The 22,273-nt window shown below is 32.2% G+C and carries 29 protein-coding genes; 9 read left to right on the forward strand and 20 right to left on the reverse strand.

Annotation, left to right across the window (positions count from 1 at the left end):
* The first annotated feature begins 32 nt into the window (after positions 1-32).
* Positions 33-2,723 carry a response regulator gene (locus BAU23_RS28620; protein WP_000836697.1) on the forward strand — a complete coding sequence of 897 codons (2,691 nt, stop codon included), beginning with the start codon at positions 33-35 and terminating at the stop codon, positions 2,721-2,723.
* Positions 2,724-2,739: 16 nt separating this feature from the next.
* Positions 2,740-3,597 (forward strand): CheR family methyltransferase, encoded by an 858-nt coding sequence (locus tag BAU23_RS28625; protein ID WP_000429031.1) that lies wholly within the window; start codon positions 2,740-2,742, stop codon positions 3,595-3,597.
* Positions 3,598-3,636: 39 nt separating this feature from the next.
* Here BAU23_RS28625 and BAU23_RS28630 read toward each other — a convergent pair whose 3' ends face one another.
* The 5 genes from BAU23_RS28630 to BAU23_RS28650 form a co-directional block, all read right to left on the reverse strand.
* On the reverse strand, positions 3,637-4,779 hold the full coding sequence (locus tag BAU23_RS28630; protein ID WP_000025527.1) for a fused response regulator/phosphatase: 1,143 nt from the start codon (positions 4,777-4,779) through the stop codon (positions 3,637-3,639).
* A 173-nt stretch (positions 4,780-4,952) separates the two neighbouring features.
* Positions 4,953-5,393 (reverse strand): ferritin-like domain-containing protein, encoded by a 441-nt coding sequence (locus tag BAU23_RS28635; protein WP_000017769.1) that lies wholly within the window; start codon positions 5,391-5,393, stop codon positions 4,953-4,955.
* Positions 5,394-5,462: 69 nt separating this feature from the next.
* Complete coding sequence (gene sigB, locus BAU23_RS28640) at positions 5,463-6,239, reverse strand: RNA polymerase sigma factor SigB (RefSeq protein WP_033656527.1); 777 nt, start codon at positions 6,237-6,239, stop codon at positions 5,463-5,465.
* Positions 6,202-6,684: an anti-sigma B factor RsbW gene (gene rsbW / locus BAU23_RS28645; RefSeq protein ID WP_000970213.1), complete on the reverse strand. Its 483-nt coding sequence runs from the start codon at positions 6,682-6,684 to the stop codon at positions 6,202-6,204. The genes sigB and rsbW overlap by 38 nt, the downstream gene beginning before the upstream one ends.
* Positions 6,685-6,690: 6 nt before the next feature.
* A complete protein-coding gene (locus BAU23_RS28650) occupies positions 6,691-7,029 on the reverse strand; it encodes an STAS domain-containing protein (RefSeq protein ID WP_071735746.1) in 339 nt (112 codons plus the stop codon).
* Between the two features lie 196 nt (positions 7,030-7,225).
* On the opposite strand from BAU23_RS28650, the gene BAU23_RS28655 reads away from it, so the two are divergent.
* Positions 7,226-7,426, forward strand: coding sequence for a methyltransferase (locus BAU23_RS28655; RefSeq protein ID WP_000390987.1), 201 nt, complete (start codon positions 7,226-7,228; stop codon positions 7,424-7,426).
* A gap of 181 nt (positions 7,427-7,607) precedes the next feature.
* Here BAU23_RS28655 and BAU23_RS28660 read toward each other — a convergent pair whose 3' ends face one another.
* From BAU23_RS28660 to BAU23_RS28670, 3 genes are all read right to left on the reverse strand, one after another.
* Positions 7,608-7,859 carry a GlsB/YeaQ/YmgE family stress response membrane protein gene (locus tag BAU23_RS28660; RefSeq protein ID WP_000522902.1) on the reverse strand — a complete coding sequence of 84 codons (252 nt, stop codon included), beginning with the start codon at positions 7,857-7,859 and terminating at the stop codon, positions 7,608-7,610.
* Between the two features lie 75 nt (positions 7,860-7,934).
* A complete protein-coding gene (locus BAU23_RS28665) occupies positions 7,935-8,135 on the reverse strand; it encodes a CsbD family protein (protein ID WP_001293462.1) in 201 nt (66 codons plus the stop codon).
* A 35-nt stretch (positions 8,136-8,170) separates the two neighbouring features.
* Entirely contained in the window at positions 8,171-8,560 is a 390-nt protein-coding gene (locus tag BAU23_RS28670) for a YflT domain-containing protein (RefSeq protein ID WP_000448803.1), read from the reverse strand.
* Between the two features lie 275 nt (positions 8,561-8,835).
* On the opposite strand from BAU23_RS28670, the gene BAU23_RS28675 reads away from it, so the two are divergent.
* Together BAU23_RS28675 and BAU23_RS28680 are read left to right on the forward strand one after the other, a co-directional pair.
* The gene (locus BAU23_RS28675) at positions 8,836-9,306 is read left to right on the forward strand and encodes a hypothetical protein (RefSeq protein ID WP_000724571.1); all 471 of its coding nucleotides are present in this window, start codon (positions 8,836-8,838) and stop codon (positions 9,304-9,306) included.
* A gap of 269 nt (positions 9,307-9,575) precedes the next feature.
* The gene (locus BAU23_RS28680; protein ID WP_000505671.1) at positions 9,576-9,683 is read left to right on the forward strand and encodes a YjcZ family sporulation protein; all 108 of its coding nucleotides are present in this window, start codon (positions 9,576-9,578) and stop codon (positions 9,681-9,683) included.
* Between the two features lie 476 nt (positions 9,684-10,159).
* Here the strand turns inward: BAU23_RS28680 and BAU23_RS28685 are convergent, their stop codons facing one another.
* Positions 10,160-11,104: an acetyl-CoA carboxylase carboxyltransferase subunit alpha gene (locus tag BAU23_RS28685; RefSeq protein WP_000050726.1), complete on the reverse strand. Its 945-nt coding sequence runs from the start codon at positions 11,102-11,104 to the stop codon at positions 10,160-10,162.
* A 32-nt stretch (positions 11,105-11,136) separates the two neighbouring features.
* On the reverse strand, positions 11,137-11,583 hold the full coding sequence (locus BAU23_RS28690; RefSeq protein WP_071735748.1) for a MarR family winged helix-turn-helix transcriptional regulator: 447 nt from the start codon (positions 11,581-11,583) through the stop codon (positions 11,137-11,139).
* A 647-nt stretch (positions 11,584-12,230) separates the two neighbouring features.
* On the opposite strand from BAU23_RS28690, the gene BAU23_RS28700 reads away from it, so the two are divergent.
* Positions 12,231-12,560 (forward strand): hypothetical protein, encoded by a 330-nt coding sequence (locus tag BAU23_RS28700; protein WP_000566283.1) that lies wholly within the window; start codon positions 12,231-12,233, stop codon positions 12,558-12,560.
* 267 nt (positions 12,561-12,827) lie between these two features.
* Here BAU23_RS28700 and BAU23_RS28705 read toward each other — a convergent pair whose 3' ends face one another.
* The 7 genes from BAU23_RS28705 to BAU23_RS28735 all read right to left on the reverse strand — a co-directional run bounded on the left by BAU23_RS28705 (position 12,828) and on the right by BAU23_RS28735 (position 16,513).
* Entirely contained in the window at positions 12,828-13,007 is a 180-nt protein-coding gene (locus tag BAU23_RS28705; RefSeq protein WP_002186527.1) for a DUF4177 domain-containing protein, read from the reverse strand.
* A gap of 386 nt (positions 13,008-13,393) precedes the next feature.
* Positions 13,394-13,831 carry an NUDIX hydrolase gene (locus BAU23_RS28710; RefSeq protein ID WP_001202613.1) on the reverse strand — a complete coding sequence of 146 codons (438 nt, stop codon included), beginning with the start codon at positions 13,829-13,831 and terminating at the stop codon, positions 13,394-13,396.
* 75 nt (positions 13,832-13,906) lie between these two features.
* Positions 13,907-14,563, reverse strand: a complete 657-nt coding sequence (locus tag BAU23_RS28715) for a uridine kinase family protein (RefSeq protein WP_000793390.1) — start codon at positions 14,561-14,563, stop codon at positions 13,907-13,909.
* Between the two features lie 813 nt (positions 14,564-15,376).
* Positions 15,377-15,478 (reverse strand): YjcZ family sporulation protein, encoded by a 102-nt coding sequence (locus tag BAU23_RS28720; protein WP_000505688.1) that lies wholly within the window; start codon positions 15,476-15,478, stop codon positions 15,377-15,379.
* A gap of 108 nt (positions 15,479-15,586) precedes the next feature.
* Complete coding sequence (locus BAU23_RS28725) at positions 15,587-15,787, reverse strand: hypothetical protein (RefSeq protein ID WP_000161623.1); 201 nt, start codon at positions 15,785-15,787, stop codon at positions 15,587-15,589.
* Between the two features lie 55 nt (positions 15,788-15,842).
* On the reverse strand, positions 15,843-16,253 hold the full coding sequence (locus tag BAU23_RS28730; RefSeq protein ID WP_001244816.1) for a hypothetical protein: 411 nt from the start codon (positions 16,251-16,253) through the stop codon (positions 15,843-15,845).
* 2 nt (positions 16,254-16,255) lie between these two features.
* A complete protein-coding gene (locus BAU23_RS28735) occupies positions 16,256-16,513 on the reverse strand; it encodes a helix-turn-helix transcriptional regulator (RefSeq protein ID WP_033656685.1) in 258 nt (85 codons plus the stop codon).
* Positions 16,514-16,839: 326 nt separating this feature from the next.
* Here BAU23_RS28735 and BAU23_RS28740 point away from each other — a divergent pair, with 326 nt between their 5' ends.
* Positions 16,840-17,457 (forward strand): recombinase family protein, encoded by a 618-nt coding sequence (locus BAU23_RS28740; RefSeq protein ID WP_000258485.1) that lies wholly within the window; start codon positions 16,840-16,842, stop codon positions 17,455-17,457.
* A 107-nt stretch (positions 17,458-17,564) separates the two neighbouring features.
* On the opposite strand, the gene BAU23_RS28745 is transcribed toward BAU23_RS28740, so the two are convergent.
* From BAU23_RS28745 to BAU23_RS28755, 3 genes are all read right to left on the reverse strand, one after another.
* A complete protein-coding gene (locus BAU23_RS28745; protein WP_071735750.1) occupies positions 17,565-18,677 on the reverse strand; it encodes a S8 family peptidase in 1,113 nt (370 codons plus the stop codon).
* 46 nt (positions 18,678-18,723) lie between these two features.
* Complete coding sequence (locus BAU23_RS28750; protein WP_000342167.1) at positions 18,724-19,155, reverse strand: hypothetical protein; 432 nt, start codon at positions 19,153-19,155, stop codon at positions 18,724-18,726.
* Positions 19,156-19,220: 65 nt separating this feature from the next.
* On the reverse strand, positions 19,221-19,682 hold the full coding sequence (locus BAU23_RS28755; protein WP_000933382.1) for a hypothetical protein: 462 nt from the start codon (positions 19,680-19,682) through the stop codon (positions 19,221-19,223).
* Between the two features lie 282 nt (positions 19,683-19,964).
* On the opposite strand from BAU23_RS28755, the gene BAU23_RS28760 reads away from it, so the two are divergent.
* Together BAU23_RS28760 and BAU23_RS28765 are read left to right on the forward strand one after the other, a co-directional pair.
* The gene (locus BAU23_RS28760; RefSeq protein WP_000441028.1) at positions 19,965-20,486 is read left to right on the forward strand and encodes a GrpB family protein; all 522 of its coding nucleotides are present in this window, start codon (positions 19,965-19,967) and stop codon (positions 20,484-20,486) included.
* A gap of 145 nt (positions 20,487-20,631) precedes the next feature.
* A complete protein-coding gene (locus BAU23_RS28765) occupies positions 20,632-22,065 on the forward strand; it encodes an IS4 family transposase (protein WP_001053942.1) in 1,434 nt (477 codons plus the stop codon).
* Positions 22,066-22,273 lie beyond the last annotated feature (208 nt).

The following is a 22,273-nucleotide window of genomic DNA, read 5'->3' on the forward strand; positions in this document are numbered from 1 at the left end:
ACTTTGAATAACCTTGAAGGTAGGAATTTTTAATGAAATCGAAAGCAAAATTTAGTATTCGCTACAAAATTATGGCTGGTTATTTAGTTATCATTTTGTTCTTACTTATCTCTTTCATTATGTTAAACAATGAGATTTCTAATTTACAAAAATCTCGTAATTTTATTATTGATCACGATTTTAAAGTTCTTAATTTAACGAATCAAGTGGAGAAAGAATTGCTAACAATTGAAAATAAAGCGAAAGGATTTATTACTTCTAATGATGCAAATTACGTTCAATCCCTTAACGCTGCAGAAAAGGATTACGAAAAACATTATCAAGATCTTTTTGCTCTATTAGAGGATAACCCCTCTCAGCAAGAAAAATTAAAACAGATTAATGAAAACATCAATAGTTGGATTAATAAAGAGATTCACCCATTAATTACAAATCACAATAGTAATAACATACAAGCAATCGATACGACTCAAATTCAATCATTACAATCGCAGCTAACTAGCTTCCGTGGTGTAGAGGAGCAACTAACGAAAAAAAGAGCTGCACAATTAGATACTGAAAATAATAAATTAGAGCTTTGGTTATACAGTTTATTGTTCTTACTTTCTTGTATTTCCATTATCGTTTCACTTTATATTTCTAATTCCATTACAAAAACGATTAAAAATGTAATTCAAGCTATTAAATCTATTTCTTCTAAAGAAAAAATTACTGAAAGAATTCATGTAAACACACATGATGAAATAAAAGATCTTGCTCATACAACGAACCATCTACTAGACGAAATATCTAAAAGGGAGTGGTTACAAACCGAGCTTGCAGAATTAATTTTAATGTATCAAGGTGTACCTTCTATTGAGATGTTAGGTAACAAAATTCTTAGTGGAATGATACAAAAAACGCAAACTTCTTGCGGTGCATTCTATGTACGTGAAGAAATTGAAGACACTGTCTACTATGTGAAGAAAGCTTCTTTCGCCGATCAAGGTTCTGATGTTGGAAAACAATCCATTAAAATGGGTGAAGGTTTAATTGGGCAATGTGCTTTAGAAAAACAAAGCTTTATTCTTCGAGAAATTCCAGAAGAATTTCGTTATGTCACTAGCGGCTTATTAGAAATACGCCCTCAAAACCTACTAGTCATCCCTATCTTATTTGAAGATGAAGTGATTGCAGTAATGGAGTTAGTAAGTGTAACTGAGATTTCAGACTTGCATCAAGATTTAATTCAACAAACTGTTGATAACCTAGGTTTAACAATCCATAGTATTATGGGACGTATGCGAATTCAAACTCTTTTACATGAATCACAAGCAATGACAGAAGAGTTGCAAGTTCAATCAGAAGAATTGCAAACGCAAGCTGAGGAACTACAAATGCAAGCCGAAGAATTAAGAACAACGAATGAACAATTAGAGTCTAGAACGGAAGAGGCCGAGCAAAAGACAGCTGACTTACAAATTACTAAATCAGAATTAGAAGAAAAAGCAAGTGAGTTATTACGTAGCTCAAAATACAAATCAGAATTCCTAGCAAATATGTCACATGAATTACGCACACCATTAAATAGTATTTTACTATTATCTGAAATGTTAAGAGAAAATCATGATAATCATTTATCCGATGATGAAATTGAATTAGCAACTGTCATTCATTCATCAGGGAAAGATTTACTTACTCTAATTAATGACATACTAGATTTATCTAAAGTAGAAGCAGGCAAACTAGACATCATTTTTGAAGCAACGAACATAAGTGATATGGCAGCAAATATGCATCAAAACTTTTTACATATAGCTGCACAGAAAAATGTTGAATTTATGATTGAAGACAGTGATACGATTCCTGATCTGTTTTATACAGATGCAAAACGGATTGAGCAAATTATTAAAAACTTATTATCCAATGCATTTAAATTCACAGAAAAAGGATCCGTTTCTTTACATTTCGATTCGATAGAAACAACCAATTTGAGTCATGATATGCAGTCTATAAGTAAAGATTGGATTACAATTTCGGTAAAAGATACTGGTATTGGTATCGCTACAGAACAGCATCAACTCATTTTCGAAGCCTTTCAACAGGCAGATGGCGCAACGATTCGAAAATATGGTGGTACAGGATTAGGGTTATCTATTTGTAAAGAGTTTGCTAGATTATTAGGTGGTTGGATTACGTTAGAGAGTAACGTAGGAGAAGGCAGTACTTTCACCGTATATATCCCTAACCTTCCAAATGGGTTAACTGATATACAAGTATCCAATTTAGAAGTTGCAGCAACGATAGAAGATGTTATTCCTGCTGAAGTTATTGAGGAAACTATCGTGACGCCAGAAACAAATAACGTCTTCCAAGAGAAAACTATTTTAATTGTCGATGATGATCATCGAAATATATTTGCATTACAAAACGCATTAGAAAAACAACATGCCAATATTATTACTGCACAAAACGGCATAGAGTGTTTAGAAATACTAAAAAACAATACAAATATTGACCTTATTTTAATGGATATTATGATGCCGAATATGGACGGTTATGAAACGATGGAACATATCCGAATGAACTTAGGGTTACATGAAGTACCTATTATCGCATTAACTGCTAAAGCAATGCCAAATGATAAAGAAAAATGTTTATCTGCTGGCGCTTCAGATTATATAAGTAAACCATTAAATTTACATCAACTTTATTCGGTAATGAGTGTATGGTTAATAAAATAAGTGAGGTTTAGTTTAAGTGGAAAATAAGTATTATAATTTTGATCCATCCGTAGATATGGATAAGCGCACGAACTTAGAAATTGAATTACTGTTGGAAGCGGTATTTAAACTATCTGGCTTCGATTTTCGCCAATATGCTCGCACATCTATTTATAGAAGAATTTGTAATCGAATGCAGCTCTCTAATATCCCGACCATTTCAAAGTTAATTGAAAAAGTAATTCATGAGGAAGGGTTTTTAGAACAGTTATTAAATGATTTCTCCATTAATGTAACTGAAATGTTCCGTAACCCTAACTTTTTTAAAGCGCTAAGAGAGCATGTGATTCCTGAATTAAAAAAGTATCCTGAAATTAGAATTTGGCATGCTGGATGCGCAACCGGTGAAGAAGTATTATCAATGTCCATCTTACTTCACGAAGAAGGATTAAGTGAAAAAGCTGTTATTTACGCAACAGATATGAATACCGATGTGTTAGAAAAAGCAAAACAAGCTATCCTTCCGTTAAATAAAATGCAAACTTATACGAAAAATTATTTACAAGCTGGTGGTACACAAGCATTTTCTAACTATTATTCAACAGATAATCGTTTCGCTTATTTTAATCCCTCTCTTTTACAAAACATTATTTTTGCACAGCATAATTTAGTAACCGATCAATCTTTTAACGAATTTCATATTATACTTTGCCGTAACGTTTTAATTTACTTTACGAGTAAACTTCAAAACCAAGTACAGCAACTATTTTATGAAAGTTTAGGTCACAATGGATTCCTATGTTTAGGAAATAAAGAAACTCTTCGTTTTTCACATATAATGCCGCATTATATCCAATTTAATCCGAACGAACAAATCTATCAAAAAATACAATAAAAAGCGTATGAAATCCTCTGTTTGGATTTCATACGCTTTTTATTTCGCATTCGTTTGTATCATAATTAGACACATATCATCTGATTGTGCTTTCTTCTGTTCTTCCTTATAAAACCCTTCTATCTCTCCTTCTAAATCTCCCCATTTTCTTTCGGTAAAAGCACGTAATTTCTCTTCAGATTCAAATTCATCATTTGCAATTGCTTCAAGAACACCATCTGTAAACAATACGATTTGAGCGTTCTTCTCAAAAGGTATAACTGTCTTTTCAACTTTTATTTCATCAAAAAATCCTACTGCACAACTCCCGCGATTTAGTTCCACTACATTCGCTTCATCAACTAAAACGTATCCAGAAGGATGTCCTGCATTTACATATTCAATTGTTCTCTTTTCTGTATCAACTACTAAGTATATCGCTGTAAAATAATATGGGATATTGTCATTCTCATTATGTAAAAGAGTCATATATTTATTTAAGTCTTTAATGACAAGTTCTGGATCGATTAAACATTTAATCGATTCACGTAATACAGACGAGATAAACATACAAACTAATGAAGCAGATATACCATGTCCCATCACATCTAATAATATAATACCGTAGCGGTTTTCATCGATTTTATACCAATAATACATATCTCCAGCTAGTTTGAATGAAGGTAGGTAACTTGCTTCAATTTTTATATGATCTTCTCTTAATGGGCTACTTAATAAGTTTCTTTGTACTTGTGTAGCTAAATCTAATTCATTACGAAGATTTTCCTCTTGTTCTTTATGCCAATTTAATTCTGATTTCAAGCGTAATGCTACACGCATACGCGCTAACAATTCAACTTTATTTATAGGTTTCGTAATATAATCCATTGCGCCTATATCAAGCGCTTCAGCTAATTTATTCGCATCTTCTAAAGCTGTTACAAAAATAATAGGAATATCTTTAAACTTCTCCTCTTTTTGTAATCGCCTACAAACTTCAAGTCCATCAATTTCAGGCATCATAATATCTAATAGTATTAAATCAATTTCATTATGCCTGGAAGAATCTTTTCCAAAATGGATGTATTCGAAAAGCTCTTGTGCAGAATTAAGCGATACAAGATCCTGATATCCGGCTTGTTTTAAAATTTTTTCAATTACAAAGATGTTAACCGGATTATCATCGACAATTAAAATGGACACAAGTTATTTCCCCTTTTCTTATTTAAAATGTAAATCTATTATCATTTTCTATTTTTCTAGTATTGCATACTCAGTTACAAAATGAAAATTTCCTACTCAAACATATTTATACAGCAAAAGAACAAACCCCCTAGAAATGAGAGTTTGTTCTTTCACTCTATAAATTCCCACTATTAATTTAACACCATTGCCTTGTCACTTAAAAGCCGATCTAATTCTTCCATATGATTTGTTTCATCTGCGATCATATCTTCTAACTTTACAACTAACTCTGTCATATTTAATTTCGCTGCCTGTTCTTTTCTCGTTTCATAGCGCTTAATTGTTTCATATTCTGATTGTCTAGCTTCTTCTAACATTTCTCTAACATCTTCTACTTGTTTCACTGGTAAAGGGATCGTAGTAGGTGTACCACCTAGCGTCTTAATTTTCTCCGCTAAATATAGGGCATGTCCTTGTTCATCACTAATTTCAGATTCAAAGAAAGGTTTTAACACTTGTCTATATATACCAGAAACTGTAGCTGCATTATGGTTATACATAATAATTGCCGAGTATTCTCCTGCTAAATCTTCATTCAATCCTTTGATTAGTTCTTTCACATCGTGTGACATTTTAATATCTCCTCCTATACTTAATAACTACCCCTTTTCTCATGTTTTAAACATAATTTTTTAAAATTTTTATGTATCTAAAAACGCCGCTTGCTTCAATTTACTTATCGCTTGTCTTTTAATACGAGAAACGTGCATTTGTGAAATACCTAACCGTTCCCCTGTATCCTTTTGATTTAAATTTTCTCCAAATATATAATGAATAACACTCTTTTCCGTATCATTTAATACGTTAAAAATATCATCTAAAATAAGGCGCCTTTCTGTCTGTTCATATCCTTGCTCTACCTCACCTACAGATTCAATTCTCGCTACCGAACTTCCATCAGATGAATTTTCAACTACATCATCTAAGGAAGATACTCGATAATTATTTTTTGCATCCATAATTTCTAGCACTTCTTCTTCGGATAGTCCTAAATGATCCGCAATCTCTATAATCTTCGGTGAACGTTGCAAACGATCTGTTAGCTCCTCTATCGCAAGTTTAATCTTCCCACCTAAATCTTTAATTCGCCTTGGAACATGAATACCCCAAGTTTTATCACGTAAATACTTCTTTATTTCTCCTACTATCGTAGGTATTGCAAACGGCTCAAAAGCATTCCCTATCGAATAATCATACCTTCTTATTGCGCCTAAGAGCCCTAACATCCCTACTTGTATAATATCCTCATGCATCGGCCCACCTTTTGAATAACGATATGCAATGGAATGTACGAGGTTTTTATAGTGATCAACCAACCTTTCCTGCGCTTCATCACATTGGTTTTGTTGGAATTCTGCAATTAGTTTAATAACGTCTTCTTTAGTAAGATTTGTAGGTTGAGATTGGATTTCCATCATTCTCCACCTGCTCTCTTTGTATATATTTTGTCATTAAAACTGTCATGCCCTCATCATGCATAATTTGTATATCATCCATTAACGTATTTATTAAATATAAACCTAAACCATTTTCCGGCAAATGTTCTACTGGTTTATTAATATCATACGGACCAACTTTCCTTTTTAAAGTGCTAAAATCAAAGCTAACTCCATTATCCGCAACCATAATTTCTAATCGATCTTCATATAGACCAAAGACAATTGTAATTTCTCCAACGTCTTCTTTATATGCATGCTGTACAATGTTTGTACATGCTTCACTAATAGCAATTTTCATATCTTCTATATCGTCATAAGCAAAGTCCATTCGATTCGCAACACCAGCCATTGTTAAACGAATAATAGCCACATATTCTGCTTTTGCAGGAATTTTCATTTCTATCTTTTCAAATTTCTCCATCATCCCTAGTCACCTTCTTTCTACTTTTTCAATATCTGAATTCAAATTTAATATTTCTGTTAGTCCTGTAATATCAAATAATCTTTTTAGTCTTTTAGATACACCAATAAACTCTAGTTTTCCATCATTTTTCTTAATTGCTTTTAATAGAGCTATAAAAACGCCTAAACCTGTACTATCCATATACTCTACCTCAGTAAAATCTACTACAATATGAACCTCTTTTTCGCTTGCAATAGGCATAATCTTATTTTTAAAATCTGATGCCGTATACGCATCAATCTCACCATTAAGTTGTACCGTATAACCTAAATCATTTTGCAAAATATTTACTGCCAAATTCATCATTTCCGCCCCCTTATCTAAAACTTCTACTATGTAATTACCCATAAAAATTAGTTTTAAACATATTTTTTCATTTTAATTATAAATAAATTTTCTACACCTTTCCCAGCTTCATGCTTAAAAAATACTACCAAATGTTTAAACCTTGTAAATTTGTGTATGTATAATGTATAAACATTATTTTTAGGGGGATCTATCTATGGAAGAGCACAACTTTAAAAAGGGAGATTTCGTTCAATTTTCTTATCGACACGATCATGCTACAAAATTAATTGGTTCCATTATTAACATACTAACGAATACAATTGTGGTTGATATAGGTAATGATGAGGACTTATCTCATATAGAACCAAGGCAAGTCGTAAGAATAAATAATTGTGAAAAAGTAACGATGGTTTAATACATAATAGAAAGTATAATTTTAATGAGTGGGGGTTCTTCATCCTCCACTCATTCCTATGCAGATTACATTAAAAAAGCATCCAAATTATTTTAATTGGATGCTTTTTTATGTATATTTATTAGTTCATTCACTTTATAGCTATATATAATAAACTTAAGATTACTATTCATTATCATACTTACGCTTTCCGTAGCATTCTAGAAAAGAATGTAACGATTAAAATAAAGACGATTGCACCTAATAAAGCTGGAAGAATAAAGATGCCTCCCCATTCAGGACCCCAATGACCAAATAACGCACTACCTACCCAAGATCCGATTAATCCGGCAATAACATTACCAACTATACCTAAAGGAAAGTCTTTTCCTGTAATCATTCCAGCTAACGCACCAATAAGTCCACCTACAATACACGTAATAATAAGTCCCACAATTAAACCTCCTATATTATTTTTATATTGGATTTATCAAGCTTTGGTATGTAACCAAAGCTTGATAAACATGTATTATTCTTTATTATCCAATCCATCACTTACCTTTTGTTTCACTTTTCCGACTTTTTCTTTTATCGTTCCCTTCGTCTTCTCCCACTTCCCTTCATTTTTCAACTTTCTATCCTCTGTAACTTCACCAATTCCTTCTTTTATTTGTCCTTTTTTCTTTTCAACCTTACCCGTAATTTGTTCTTTCAGCCCGTTCTCACTCATATTTACAATCTCCTTTTCGTAATAGATTTATAGATTTAAAGGGTATACATGCATCTTCTTTCTTGTAACCATTCACCAACTCTTTCTAAATCCTTAACGAATAACAAGATTTTTCCTTCATCCAGTTTTTCTTCATAGAAGTTAGCTTCTTCCTCATTAAGTCCTAACTCTTGCATCTTATTTCTTAACTGATCTCCCGTTTTTTGAAAGACGTTAATAATGCTTGTCCCAAGTCCCTCCTCTTTTATTCCAATTGTATTCACGTCTGCATTGTCTGCGATTCTATCTGTCCTATCTTTCTCATGTGTTAATACGTAAATATCTTTTTGGTCTATTCCTTTCTTCACTAGATCATTCGCCGCATTCATGACCTCTTTCTCCGTAATAAATTCATATACAAAAGGTTTACTATACTTCGTTTCCATCTTTAACTTCCTCCTCTAAAATGAATTATTTGTTATATTATATGTAATACACCCATTTTCGAAATGTTAAACATAAAATATGAAAAAAATTATGTGAATTTTGATTTTGATAGAGAATGAACCGCATATTTTTCATATATACGCTTCATATTATTCATACGAACATCATTAAAACTAGTAAACATGTCTCCCTACGATTTACAAAGTTATCTCCTTACAATAACTACCTAAATTAGCAGAATATTGTTATAATTAAAATTAGAGGAGGAGATAAAATGAAAAAAATCACTTACATATGTGCTCTAAGTGTTCTATCTTTCACTTTAATAGGTTGTACAAGCACTTCTACTACAAATAATACTCCAAAAACTAAGCAAGAAAATACGAAAAATGCCATTCAATTAAACTCTGCAGACATTACAAATATTGAGTTATTTAGAACAACAAGTAATACTACTTCCAAATCTCAAACAGATAACGAGGAAATGATACAATCAATCGCTTCAGCAGTCCAAAACGGAACACCGAAAACAATCACACTAGATCAAAAAAAGAAACAATCTGCGCATTCTACTATAACCGTTACATATAAAGATGACGCAAAAGAAGAGTTTCTTGTGTGGGTTGATACTAAGGAACAAATTACGATTGCTAAAGATGAGAAGAAAGATAAAGTAGAAGCTGTGACGGTGAATATTAAAGGCGCTAAAATAATGAAGGATTTTTTTAAAAATGATCAAACATAAAAGGATCCCCATCAACTTAAGGATTCAAACTTAGCACAAAATTTTGTTCAGAAATACTATAAAATTTCAGCCTAATAGGTAAGTGGCGAGACCGTATATTATTAAACTTAAAATGTTTCAAATTGAAGGAAGACACCTTATAAGGTGTCTTTTCTTTATTTTCAAAAGGACCTGCTCCATTTATTCGTAAAAGTATAAAATAAATTGAATCCGTTAAAACACATGAGTGAACCTTTGTTTTCCCCCTCCTATCTAAAGGAGGAACTGTTATGGGCTTTGGTGGTAGTTGTGGCGGCTGTGGCTTCGCTGGAGGATTTGCTTTATTAGTTGTATTGTTTATTTTATTAATCATCGTTGGAGCTAGCTGCTTCTGCTAAAAAACTATCGGAAAAGACACTCATGTTAGTGTCTTTTCTTCATGAAAAAATCCCCGTGCTAAACAAAAAATAAAATAAGCTGCCCATATGGACAGCTTATTTATATAATTATCGTTATTGGAAGTAAAGTTTTAAAAGTAATTTATCCATAGTGATATTAAAATTACTACTAACAGGGGGAGCACCACATTGCCATCAACCTAAGCTTTTGAGATACCCCCATACCGAAATTTTCACCTTTTTACAGTTATTTATGAGAATTCAGCTCATTTTTTCGTTTTGGGGAACAATCAATTTCTTAAGTTGATGGGTATGTGATAATGCTTCCATTTGAACAAATTTTCCTTTTCCATACCGATCACACACCCTTTGTAGAGTAATAGTATCAGCATATCCCAGTTTAAGAGGTTACTTACAAAATATTTAGAATTTTTTTGCGAGAATCCTTCGAAATGTAATACGGACTTTAAATATTTTCATTTATAATTCTCTATTTGTCTATACTTTTCATACCGCTGTTGTATAAGCTCTTCCGATGATAATAGTATCAATTTTTTTAGAGATGATTCGATTACAGATTCAATCACTTTTGCCTGTGATTTTATATCATTTTGTGCTCCACCTTTAATTTCAGGAATGATTTCATCAATAATTCCTAAATGTTTTAAATCTTTTGCTGAAATTTTCATATGTTCAGCAGCTTCTGGAGCATACTTAGCGTCCTTCCATAGGATAGATGCTGCTCCTTCTGGCGAAATTACCGAGTACCATGAATACTCTAACATATGGATATGGTTACCGACACTAATGCCAAGAGCTCCACCACTTGATGCCTCTCCAATTACAATACAAACAATTGGCACTTTAAGTGTAGCCATTTCAAATAGATTTCGAGCTATCGCTTCAGAAATTCCACGTTCTTCAGACCCTTTCCCTGGATAGGCGCCTATTGTATCAATAAATGTAATAATAGGGCGATTAAATTTATCAGCTTGTTTCATAAGTCTTAGCGCTTTTCTATAACCTTCTGGATGTGCCATTCCAAAATTTCTTTCTATATTTTCCTTTGTATTTCTACCTCTTTGATGACCAATAACCGTAACGGGCATCCCTTTAAATTTTGCAATACCACCTATCATTGCTTTATCATCACCATATAATCGATCACCATGAAGTTCGAGAAAGTTTGTAAACAATAAAGGTATATAGTCCAATGTCGTGGGCCGGTTACGTAGCCTTGCAATTTGAACTCGTTGAAAAGGTGTAATATTAGAATAAATTTTATCTTGCATTTTATTTAAACGTTTTTCTAATACATGAATTTCTGGCGATAAATCTACATTATTTTCTTTCATAATTTTCTTTAATTCATCAAATTTCTCTTTTAATTCAATAATAGGACGTTCAAAATCCAAACTCATTTTACCCTCCAAATGTTATGATTTACCTCACTCTAATCAAAAGGCTTAGAAATAGAATCAATAAATAATTCAAAACCATCCACAACTATTTTTTGTTCTGATTTTGATAAATTATTGAGAATACTTTGATAAAATGTAATGGATTGCTCTCTTAAGCAATTAACAGTTATGTGACCTTTTTCTGTGAGGTGCAGAAAAAGTTCTCTTCTATTTTTTTCATTTACTTCACGATAAATAAGCCCCTTTTTTACTAACTTATCTACCAATCTACTTACAGTTGAAGTCTCTAATCTAAGTTTATTGGCTAGTTGCCAAACAGTTAATTTTTCCACCTCTAGTTCCTCTAACGCCATCATTTGAGAAGTTGGTAAAGGTTTTTCAAATGGTCCATTGGGCAAATTTTGAGATTCAAAAACCCCAGTTATTATAATCATTTTCTTAATATCTGTTCTTAGTTTTAAGGCATCTTCTCTTTTCAAAAAGGTCACCCTCCTACAATTAATGTATCATACATCAATTGTATTATACATTAATATGTTTTTTTCACAAGCTTAACGTAAGCCAATATTACAACATGGACGAGATATTTCTTCTTGTTAAAATGGTATAAGTGGATTGTTTTCTACAAATGGCAGAACATCAATTATGTATCAGGGGCCTTTATGGGGTACCGCTCATCGCAATCAAGCTAAGAAAATAAAACTACCCAAAAAACGAAAATTTTGTGATAACTTGTAACAAAAAACTCATAATTTTTTGGGGGAGTTCTAAATTCTTAAGTTGATGTGCATGGGGGAGCACCAACAAAACGCGAATTTCGTACGCTAAGAGATCATCGGTTTCTTACTGTTTAGTTGTTTCTAGTGGTTGTAGAAAGTCTACTGGTGCACTTTCTCTTTTGCTAAATCGGTATTCTCCTAGAAAGTTAATGTGTTCCCAACTTACTGGAGAACTATGTTTTTCAAAGAAAATAGCGAAAGGCAAGACGATGAATACATTTACAAAGTGACAAAACTGTAAGAATGCACGAATGTTTGTAAGAAAGTTCGATGTTTTCCTTTTTCATTTTTTATTATAGTGAAAAAGAAGAACGAAATATTCTCTTATGTAGGAAAGGAAGATAATAATGATTGATCTATTAAATAAATGGATGTTAGAAAGTACAGGCAATTTCAATATCGTTGTAGGACTTACAGCACTTCTATTTTTGGGTTCAGTAATTGCACTTATTATTATTTACAAAAAAATTGGTAAACCAGATGAAAGAACAAATCCTATTTATTTTAAAATTATTTCTTGTATGTTTACTACTCAAATTCTAATGAATTGCATATTTATTTCTTTAGTTGGTAAAGATATCGAGAATTTCCGTCAAATCTTTATATTATTTGAAGCCTTTGTATTCTTCGTTGGAGCTATTTATTCGTTTAAATTATATAGACAAGAATTTAAATAATTTACATTTTTAGTTAATTGTATATTCTATACATATGAGGTTAACATAACGTCTCATTATCGGGATTCAATGTATTTAGAAGACTATTAAAAGTCCTCCAGATTGTTTAACTGGAGGACTTTAGTGTTCACATAATTTTTGTTATTAGAAGTTGATTAATATTAGCTTATTTGTCTTATAAGTTAAATTGAGAACAATTAGATCCCCAAATATTCCAGTTCTTTTTGTATGTTATTTAAAGCAAACCTCTCTTGTTTTTGAAAGGAGTTATTTGGTTCGTTTGAAGATAATCTCCAAAGAACTCGTGTATCCTGCCATTGTTAGAGTAAGGACTTGAACAAATTCCCAACCATCTTCAGCATGTTCGGTAATAATACGTTTATAATCTTCTTTAGGTTGCCCTTTCCATCCACCAATTTCGACTTTCACGAATTTGTAATCGTACATATTCTTCCCCCCTTTTCCTAATTGTACCATTTAGAAGAAGCGATGTATTGTACCTTTTTGACTGTATACTCTATACATGTGAGGTTGACATAACGTAACATTATCAGTAGCAAGAATAAGGCGGAACCCTAATCTCACAAGTAAATCACCTTTTTTTGTTCTATGGATCTATGCATTTTTTTATCCATTCCTATCCTGGCATGGTTTTTAAGTTACTGGATTAGCAGAAAAACTGTATAAAATCTTGCATGCTCTTAGCGGGGGACCACCAACAAAACGCGATTTCGCACGCTAAGAAAAAAGCCTTGCTACATAGGTAATGTAGCAAGGCTTTTTAAGTTGTTTAATTCTCGCTCCACGATCGGCTTTGTTAACTAACACTTTAATTATTTTAACAGCCTTTTGTTTAATTCCCACAAAGCCGTTTTGTTACTATCCCATTTTAAAAGCGTTACGGCTTCCTCAAAGCACAGCCATTTATAATTGAAGTGTTCTTTAGATAATTTAATATTTTTTGTAGGAACTTTAACTCCAAAAGAAAATTCTTTTATTACATAAACATCTTCGCCCCAAAGAAATTCACCAACTACATCCTCTACTGGTAGTGAAGACACAGAATCTAGTTTTATATATGGACTTTCTCTTGTAATACCAGCCTCTTCAAACGCTTCTCGTTTTGCTGATTCAATAGGAGTCTCACCATCTTCTCCACCACCAGCTATTCCTTGCCAATAACCATAATCACTTCGATTAAAAATGGCATATTGAATGGAATCATCAGTTTTTATATAAGGAAATATCAATACTTGATACGGTGCTCTCATTGCTTAACCTCCTCTCGAAAAAATATGAACAATTTATTCAATAACTTGCTATTTTAGTAAATAAAGTATTTGCATTTAAACTTTATAAAAATCAAATGTATTTTTTTCTAAACATATTGTTTCATTGGAATTTTTGATAATAATATCAAAACGTTGACTATACGGATGCATAAACACTTCATACTGAATCCGACGTTCTTCATGAGACTTCCTTAAGTAATTAATATCGGCTCCTCTTTCAATAATATCACGGCTAGACCTTCTCATTAATTCTGTTTCTCCATCTGTATAGAAGTAAATTTTCAAATCAAATAAATTTGGATTAATAAATGCGACACTCATTCCTTCTACAATCGTCACCTTATTTTTCGAAGAAATTAACTCACTTTTCATATAATGTGTATCCATTGTATAAAAATCTAAACGAGCTCTTACCATTTGAACATCTCTTTCTAACGCAGACAAATGATGGGCTGATGGATGACAAGCTGTCATTTTATCATAATGATTTTCATTCTGATATGTATAGTGGATATTTGTATACTTTCGTACATTTGAACTAATAATGTATGGATCTGTATTAATATAACTCACTTTATTTTGATTTAATTGGTTTATGAGCTTATTGGCGAACGTTGTTTTTCCGGCAGCACCGTGTCCTGAAATGCCAATAACAATCTGTTCATCGGTCATACTAATCCAATTTATAATTTCTTGTAATAAATTTTTCATTATTCTCCCCCTGTTATTAATATATCCCCTTATTTATATCATCTTAATATAGAGGTATCCTACTGTAAAATCATACATGAAGTGAAAAATGGTATGATTATCCATCATATCATCTCTATTTTTAAAAAACTATATTAATTTTCGAAGGATTTTATTGTTATTTGGGGTAGTACCACATGCCCATCAACCTAAGATTTTGAAGTATCCCCAAAATGAAAATTTCATCTTTTCATAATTGTCCATAGAAATTTAGTTCATTTTTTTCATTTTGGGGAAGAATGTATTTCTTAACTTGATAGCGGTGTGGCGGTACCTCATTTAGAAGACTAGTATATGCTGCTAGTCTTTTTTTATTAATTTACAAATTGAAGTAATAAAGAAAAGACACCCTAAGGTGCCTTCCTCCGACTTGAACCACTTTAATTTTAATAATATGTATTGGACATTAAGCAAACACATCCTATAAAACAGAATCATTTATTTTCATCAGATTGTTAGTGTACAAATACAAGAGAATCGAGATCATTTGTTTGGCTAGATTAAAGCAACGCCACATCTATATGGTTGAGATGTGTTACGCCTTCTAATCGAGGAATCTGCTTTATAGAACGTGTCCACAAGTTATATTTTACTACATGTAATATTTATTTGGTGTAATTTTACCGAATATGTATAATTGCATTAAGTTTACGAGAAAATGAGAGTATACTTTGGTATTGTGTAATAAAGATAAAGCCCACCTACGGAAATAGGTGGGCTTTTTAACGCATAAAGAAAAGACACCCATATAAGAGTGTCTTTCCCAATAGCTTTTTAGCAGAAGCAGCTAGCTCCAACGATGATTAATAAAATAAATAATACAACTAATAAAGCAAAGCCGCCCCCACAACTACTACAACTACCACCAAATCCCATAATAGTTCCTCCTTTAGATAGGAGGGGAAAACACGGGGTCATTCATGTATTTTAACGGGTTCACTTTACCTTATGTTTTTAGGCATTAATTGAGCAGGTCCCTTTTCTTTATAATTTTGCGGTTATTTTCTTTTGTTTATTAAAGAATTTTTGCATTTCGGGACTATTTGGAAATATCTCTTCAGCTTTATAAGAGTGAAAGTCTACTGGCTTAATCCGTTGTCGTTGTGTTAATTTTTCTTCGCCACGCATTACTCTAAGTACGCGCTGAACAGATTTAGGAAGTTCGCTTATTTGAATTTTAGTCATAATATCAACACCTCACTATTTGAATCATTATAAAAAGAATAGTTCCTTTTTTTAATCATTGATCCCTTTTCTTTGCGATTCTTGGACCAAAAGTTAACCCGACAAAGAAAACTAGGAACACATAACCAAGAACATAATCTACTCGGATTACAGCTTCTCTATTCATAAAATACAAAACAAACAGTACGACAAAGGCGATAAAAAGACTAAGGGCGAAAATTTGAGAAACAATTCTAAAAGTTAAACTATCAATTCGTTCGTCCGTTTCTGGTAGTGGATAAGCACCAGATTCATTTTTCTTCTTAAAAAACAATCTTCCTATAAGCCCGAAAATTGCTGAGAAGATAATAAATCCTATTACATACTGAAGACTCAATTCAATCCCGCCTTCAAAATAGAGAAGTACAGCTCCTATTAAACAAAGAACAGTATAAGACGTCATTCTTTCCATATTTTTATTTCTCATTGTTATTCCTCCCCAGTTTTATCTAATTGAAATAAGTCCTCCACTTTACAATCAAAAAACTCACATAATTTTAGGGCTAATTCTAAGCTGGGGTTGTATTTATTCTTCTCGATGGCGATGAGGGATTGCCTGGTGATATTAACAGAGGAAGCTAATTGCTCTTGGGTGATGTCTCTAATAACACGGTATTGTTTTACTTTGTTTATAACCAAATTCACTAATTCTCCTTTTTGTAAATTTGTTACATTTACTTTATCCAATTTAAGTAAAAATGTAAATATACATTTACAAAAAGTATATAAAACATTACAAAAAGTAAAGGAAACACTACATAAAATATTAAAACCACCAAGTTTATTTTACTTGGTGGTTTTGTTGCCCTTACGGCTTATATTGTGTTGTTTTTCTTTTGCTTATTGAAGAAACTCAGTTATTAGTATTAGGGGTACCGCCACATCGCTATCAAGCTAAGATTTTAAAGTACCCCCAAAACGAAAATTTTCTTTCTCTACAGGTAGTTACTTTGAAAAGTCAGCTCATTTTTTCGTTTTGGGGGCGTTTATTTTTCTTAAATTGATGAGCATGTATGGTGACCCCTATTAGAGTAAGTAGTAAAGATCAATCTTTTGAGAGACAACTTGCGACTGCATCAGAAATAGGTATTCTTGAAGAGTATATCTTTATTGAAAAAGCTAGTGGAAAAGATTTTAAACGTCCTGAATATCAACTTATGAAGCGTATGCTGAGAAATGGAGATGTTTTATACATTCAATCACTAGATCGTTTGGGAAGAAATAAACAAATGATCTTAGACGAATGGCAAGAATTAATTAAGGATAAGGAAATTGATATCGTTGTGTTAGATATGCCCCTTCTTAACACAATGAGATATAAAGATTTAAATGGAATTGAAACCCTTATTTCAGATTTAATTTTACAGTTATTAAGCTATATGGCTGAAGATGAAAGAAAAAGGATCCGTGAACGACAAAAAGAAGGGATTACAATTGCACTTCAAAAAGGAGTTAAATTTGGCCGCAAAAAAGTTGAAATTGATGCTAATTTTATAAAAACTTATCAAGAATGGAAAAATCATAAAATTACTGCAGTAGAAGCAATGCAAAAAGTAGGGATGAAGAGCAATACATTTTATAGAAGAGTCAAAGAATACGAATATAACTTACAAGAAAGCAATCTTTCTTAAAAAAGAAGGTCACTTTTTGCTTATTCTCCTTTTTCGGGAGCTTATATATAAAGTGAAACAAAATCCGACTCTTAAGGAGTCGGATTTATAAAATTAGTATTTGGAGTTTAATTCGCCATTTTCAGAGCATCATTTATGTTTACCTTGCCATTGCCGTATTCAAAAGGAGCTCCTAGTGGGATAGCAGTTTGATTCATAATCTCTCTAACTTTCTGATTTGATAAATAAGGATTTTTTTCAAGAATTAATGAAGCAACACCTGCAACGTGAGCGGCTGCCATAGATGTTCCACTATCTAATCTATAATCTCCATCTTTCCAGGTGCTTAGTATATCGACACCAAGTGCCATTAACTCAAGTTCGTCTCCTCTGCTTGAAAGAAACCCCCTTGTGTCATTTTTATTTAATGCTCCAACAGCGACTACTGAGGGATATTTCGCGGGATAAGTAATTGTATTTCCCTCTTTGTATCCTTCGTTTCCAGCTGAAGAAATTAGTAAAATACCTTTTTGATAAGCTTTATTCATAGCTTCTTCGAAAAAGGTTGATTCTTTCTTTCCTCCTAAGCTCATTAAAACAATATTTATATTATGTTCAATAGCCCAGTCAATTCCCTTTACAACTGTACTGTATTTCCCATTTGTGTACTTATCTAATACTTTTACAGCATATAAATCTACATTAGGTGCTATACCTGTCATTCCTACTTCATTATCTTGTGCCGCGACAATCCCTGCTAAATGTGTACCATGACCGTTATCATCATCAAAATCTGGGTGATTTTCTACAAATGAAATACCATCTTTTATTTTTAAATCTGTATGTTCTGTATCAATTCCCGTATCTAATACAGCAACAGAAACCCCTTTTCCAGTGAAGGGAATAGTGTTAATGGAGTTTTGTTTTGTTATTGAAGTTTGAATATTATTATTTTCTCCATGTGCTTTAATAGTTTGATCTTCTTCGACTTCAATAACATCACTGTCATGTTTTAAAACCTTTTCGGGGTTATAAGGGAATTCGGCTTTAATAATAGGTAAATTTGTAAATGTTTCTTTAATAATACCACCGTGTTTAATAATAAGTTGTTCGTCAATTGTTTTATTAAACATAATCAGGTAGTCTTTCTTTATATTTTCTGCAGCAAATACGCTTTTTTCATTTAATCCACTAATAATAAAAACACATAAGGATAAAATGAGAATAGTTATTTTTTTCATTGATTTCTAGTCCTTTCAAACGTAAAAATAAGGCGCAATGTGCGCCTTATTTTTGTGATTCTGAAATTAAATAATCACAAACATCTGTATATATCCCTTGTCGATTAGTACGCTTTAATAAGGTTAAAGATTCTACATCTTCAGGTAAAAATTTATTGATGAGAGATGAAAATGCTTCATAAGTAGGAGCATTTTCTAGAGATAATTCTTTTAAAACTGTAGTATCTAAATGAGAGTATTTAGATAGCATAGATTCTTTATGAGCTTCGAAATATTTAACCCCATCTTTTGCTAATTGTTCTGATTGGCGTTTTAATTGAAGAGAAAAAACACTTAAAATATCTATAAAAATATTATGTTGTTCTCTAGAGATATTATAATCAATCATATAATCATAAAGGGGATTTTCATCAACATTAACCATCTTTTTGAGTAGTTCAATTTGATATTTTAATAATTCATATTGTTTGTCATCCATTTAAGATATCTCCGTTCTATATATTATTAGTGTACATATCTATCCTAAATTAGATTTTCAAATTTTTAAAGAGCAATTGCTAAAACTGCATCTGCTAATACATCTGCTGTAGACGCAGATGCTCCACATTCGTCAATGAAGAAGTTTTTTAATCCTCTGTGTGCTAACGCTTCTGTTCGTTCTAAATAATGTGCAAGTGATAAACGATTTTCTTTAATAATGTTTTTATATGATGTTTTCCCTAAATATCCAAGGAGACTTTCTAAAGCTTCACCGCCCCATTTTAAACCATTAATTAAAAGTTGTTTTTTCCAACCTTGGGCAGACACTTCACCGTCTTCATCTAAAGAAACTGTTTGGTTTAAGTCAGTAACGTTGTAATTCGTTTGTGGGAAATTCACAACATTATTTTTGATAGGTGCATCTGTTTCAGCAGCAAAAGAAGAAAGTGGTGCAACTGTTAATAATGCAGCAAATGCCATTGAAGCTGGGATAATTTTCTTAAATTTAGATTTTAAGTTTAACATAGATAATTCCTCCAAATTTTATATTGTATAAATAACAATTCCAATTGTTCCATATTTTGGTATAATATGCTATGCCATATGCAACATTGCATATAGCTATATATATTTATAATCAGATTATTATTTTCGAGATGTTACCCCTTATAGGGGTAACCATACATGCCCATCAAGCTAAGGAATCACAATCCCCCCATAACGAAAATTCTATTGATTTGAAGTAGCTTTGCTCATCTAAATTTGATATTATGTTCAAGCGCAAAATACATAAGGGGGATTAGGAATATGGAAAGACCAGTTGTTATTGAGGGGTATACACCGGATTGGGCACTACAATTTAAAGAAGAACAAAGGCTTCTAAAAGGTATAATGGGAGATAAAGCTATTACAATTGAACATATTGGAAGTACATCTGTTGAAGGATTAGGAGCTAAACCAATATTAGATATTATGATTGGAGTTCATAATTTAAAAGAAGTAGATGAGTTTATTGAACCTTTAAAAAAGATTGCATATGAATATGTATTTCATAAAGAGTTTCCAAACAGAAGGTTTTTTAGAAAGGGATTATGGAGAGCTGGAACACATCATTTGCATGTTTATGAACTAGGGAGTGAAGAATGGAACAGTAATATCTTATTTAGAGATTATCTAAAAAACCATCCTGATACACTCCAACAGTATTATCAATTAAAACAAAAATTAGCTGAAAAACATCATCATGATAGAGTCGCATACACAAATGAAAAAGCGCCATTTATAACAGATATTATTCAGAAAGCTAAAAATGAAATTAACTTCCGCTAACAAAAATCATGGAAATATATAAAGTTATCAAACGACTATATGAGGTACCGTCCCATCGCCATAAAGCTAAAGTTTTACACTATCCATTAAGTAAAAAAGACGTTATTCTTTTTGTAGAAATATACAGAAAGGATGGCGTTTTTGTATGAATCTATCGATTCAGGATGAGTTTCATTTGTTCGCTGAAGAACTACAGCGATATCTATCTCCACATATTCTTCAACAACTCGCACAAGAGACAGGTTTTGTAAAACGTAAAAGTAAGTATGGCGCACGAGATTTGGCTGCTTTATGTATCTGGATTAGTCAACAGGTAGCAAGCGATTCTCTTACTCGATTATGTAGCCAGCTTTATGCAAATACAGCTACACTTATGAGTCCAGAAGGACTTAATCAACGTTTTAACCGATGCGCTGTTTTATTTCTACAGCGTGTATTCTCCCTTTTAATCAAAAGCAAACTAAACGATTCGTCTCGAATCTCAAACCAATACACTTCTTATTTTCAACGTATACGTATTTTAGATGCTACTATTTTTCAAGTACCCAATCATTTGGCTCCTATTTATCCTGGTTCAGGAGGATGTGCACAAACAGCCGGTATTAAGATTCAGCTAGAGTATGATTTACATAGTGGAAAATTCCTCAATTTTCAAATGGAACCAGGTAAAAATAATGATAAAACCTTTGGTACAGAATGTTTGGATACTTTACGACCAGGAGATTTATGTATTCGAGATTTAGGATACTTTTCTCTAAAAGATTTAGACCAGATGGATCAACGAGGGGTGTTCTATGTTTCACGGTTGAAATTAAATAATAGAGTATATGTGAAAAATGAATCTCCAGAATTCTTTCGAGATGGGACAGTAAAAAAACAATCTTTATATGCTTTACTTGACCTTGAACATATCATGCATCAGATAAAACCAGGAGATACTTATGAAATTCGAAATGCCTATGTTGGACAACAAAAATTACCCTCACGAGTTGTAATATACAGACTCACATCAACTCAAGTTCATAAACGTAGGAAACAGCAAACTTATGTTGAAAAGAAAAAAGGGGTTACATACTCTGAAAAAAGTAAACGTTTAACAGAAATCAATGTTTATATTACCAACATCCCATGGGAAATTGTTCCGATGGAACATGTTCACGAGATTTACTCTCTACGTTGGCAAATAGAGATTGTATTTAAAACATGGAAATCTCTTTTTGGTATCAATCATTGTCACAATATTAAGCGAGAGCGTCTAGAATGTCATCTTTATGGACAGTTAATCGCTATTTTTCTTTGTTCTTCCACTATGTTCAAAATGCGACAGTTGTTACTACAGAAAAAACAAAAAGAATTAAGTGAATATAAAGCAATTTATATGATTCAAGATCATCTGTACTTAGTATATGAAGCTATACAACAAGACACCCAAGAAGCATCAAAAATTTTTATTCGTCTGTTTGACCTCTTACAGAAAAACGGACGGAAATCCCATCGATATGAGAAAAAGACAGTCTTTGATATTTTAGGTGTTGTTTATCAGTGCACTGTATCCAATTTAAAGCAGAAAACTGCATAACCTTTAAAAATACACCTTATCAAGGTTTATTTGGAATGCGTATTTTTAGAAACAAATAAACAAAATATCAAGCATATAGGCAGCAAGAACGGAAGTTCATGAAATACCCAACCTTAGCTTGATGGGCATGGGGTACCGCCACATCGCTATCAAGCTAAGCCCATACAACGTTAATTATAGTAGAGGTTGTTTCTTTTTTTAAAAAGCT

This window comes from Bacillus nitratireducens (assembly GCF_001884135.1).
Taxonomy (GTDB): Bacteria; Bacillota; Bacilli; order Bacillales; family Bacillaceae_G; genus Bacillus_A; species Bacillus_A nitratireducens.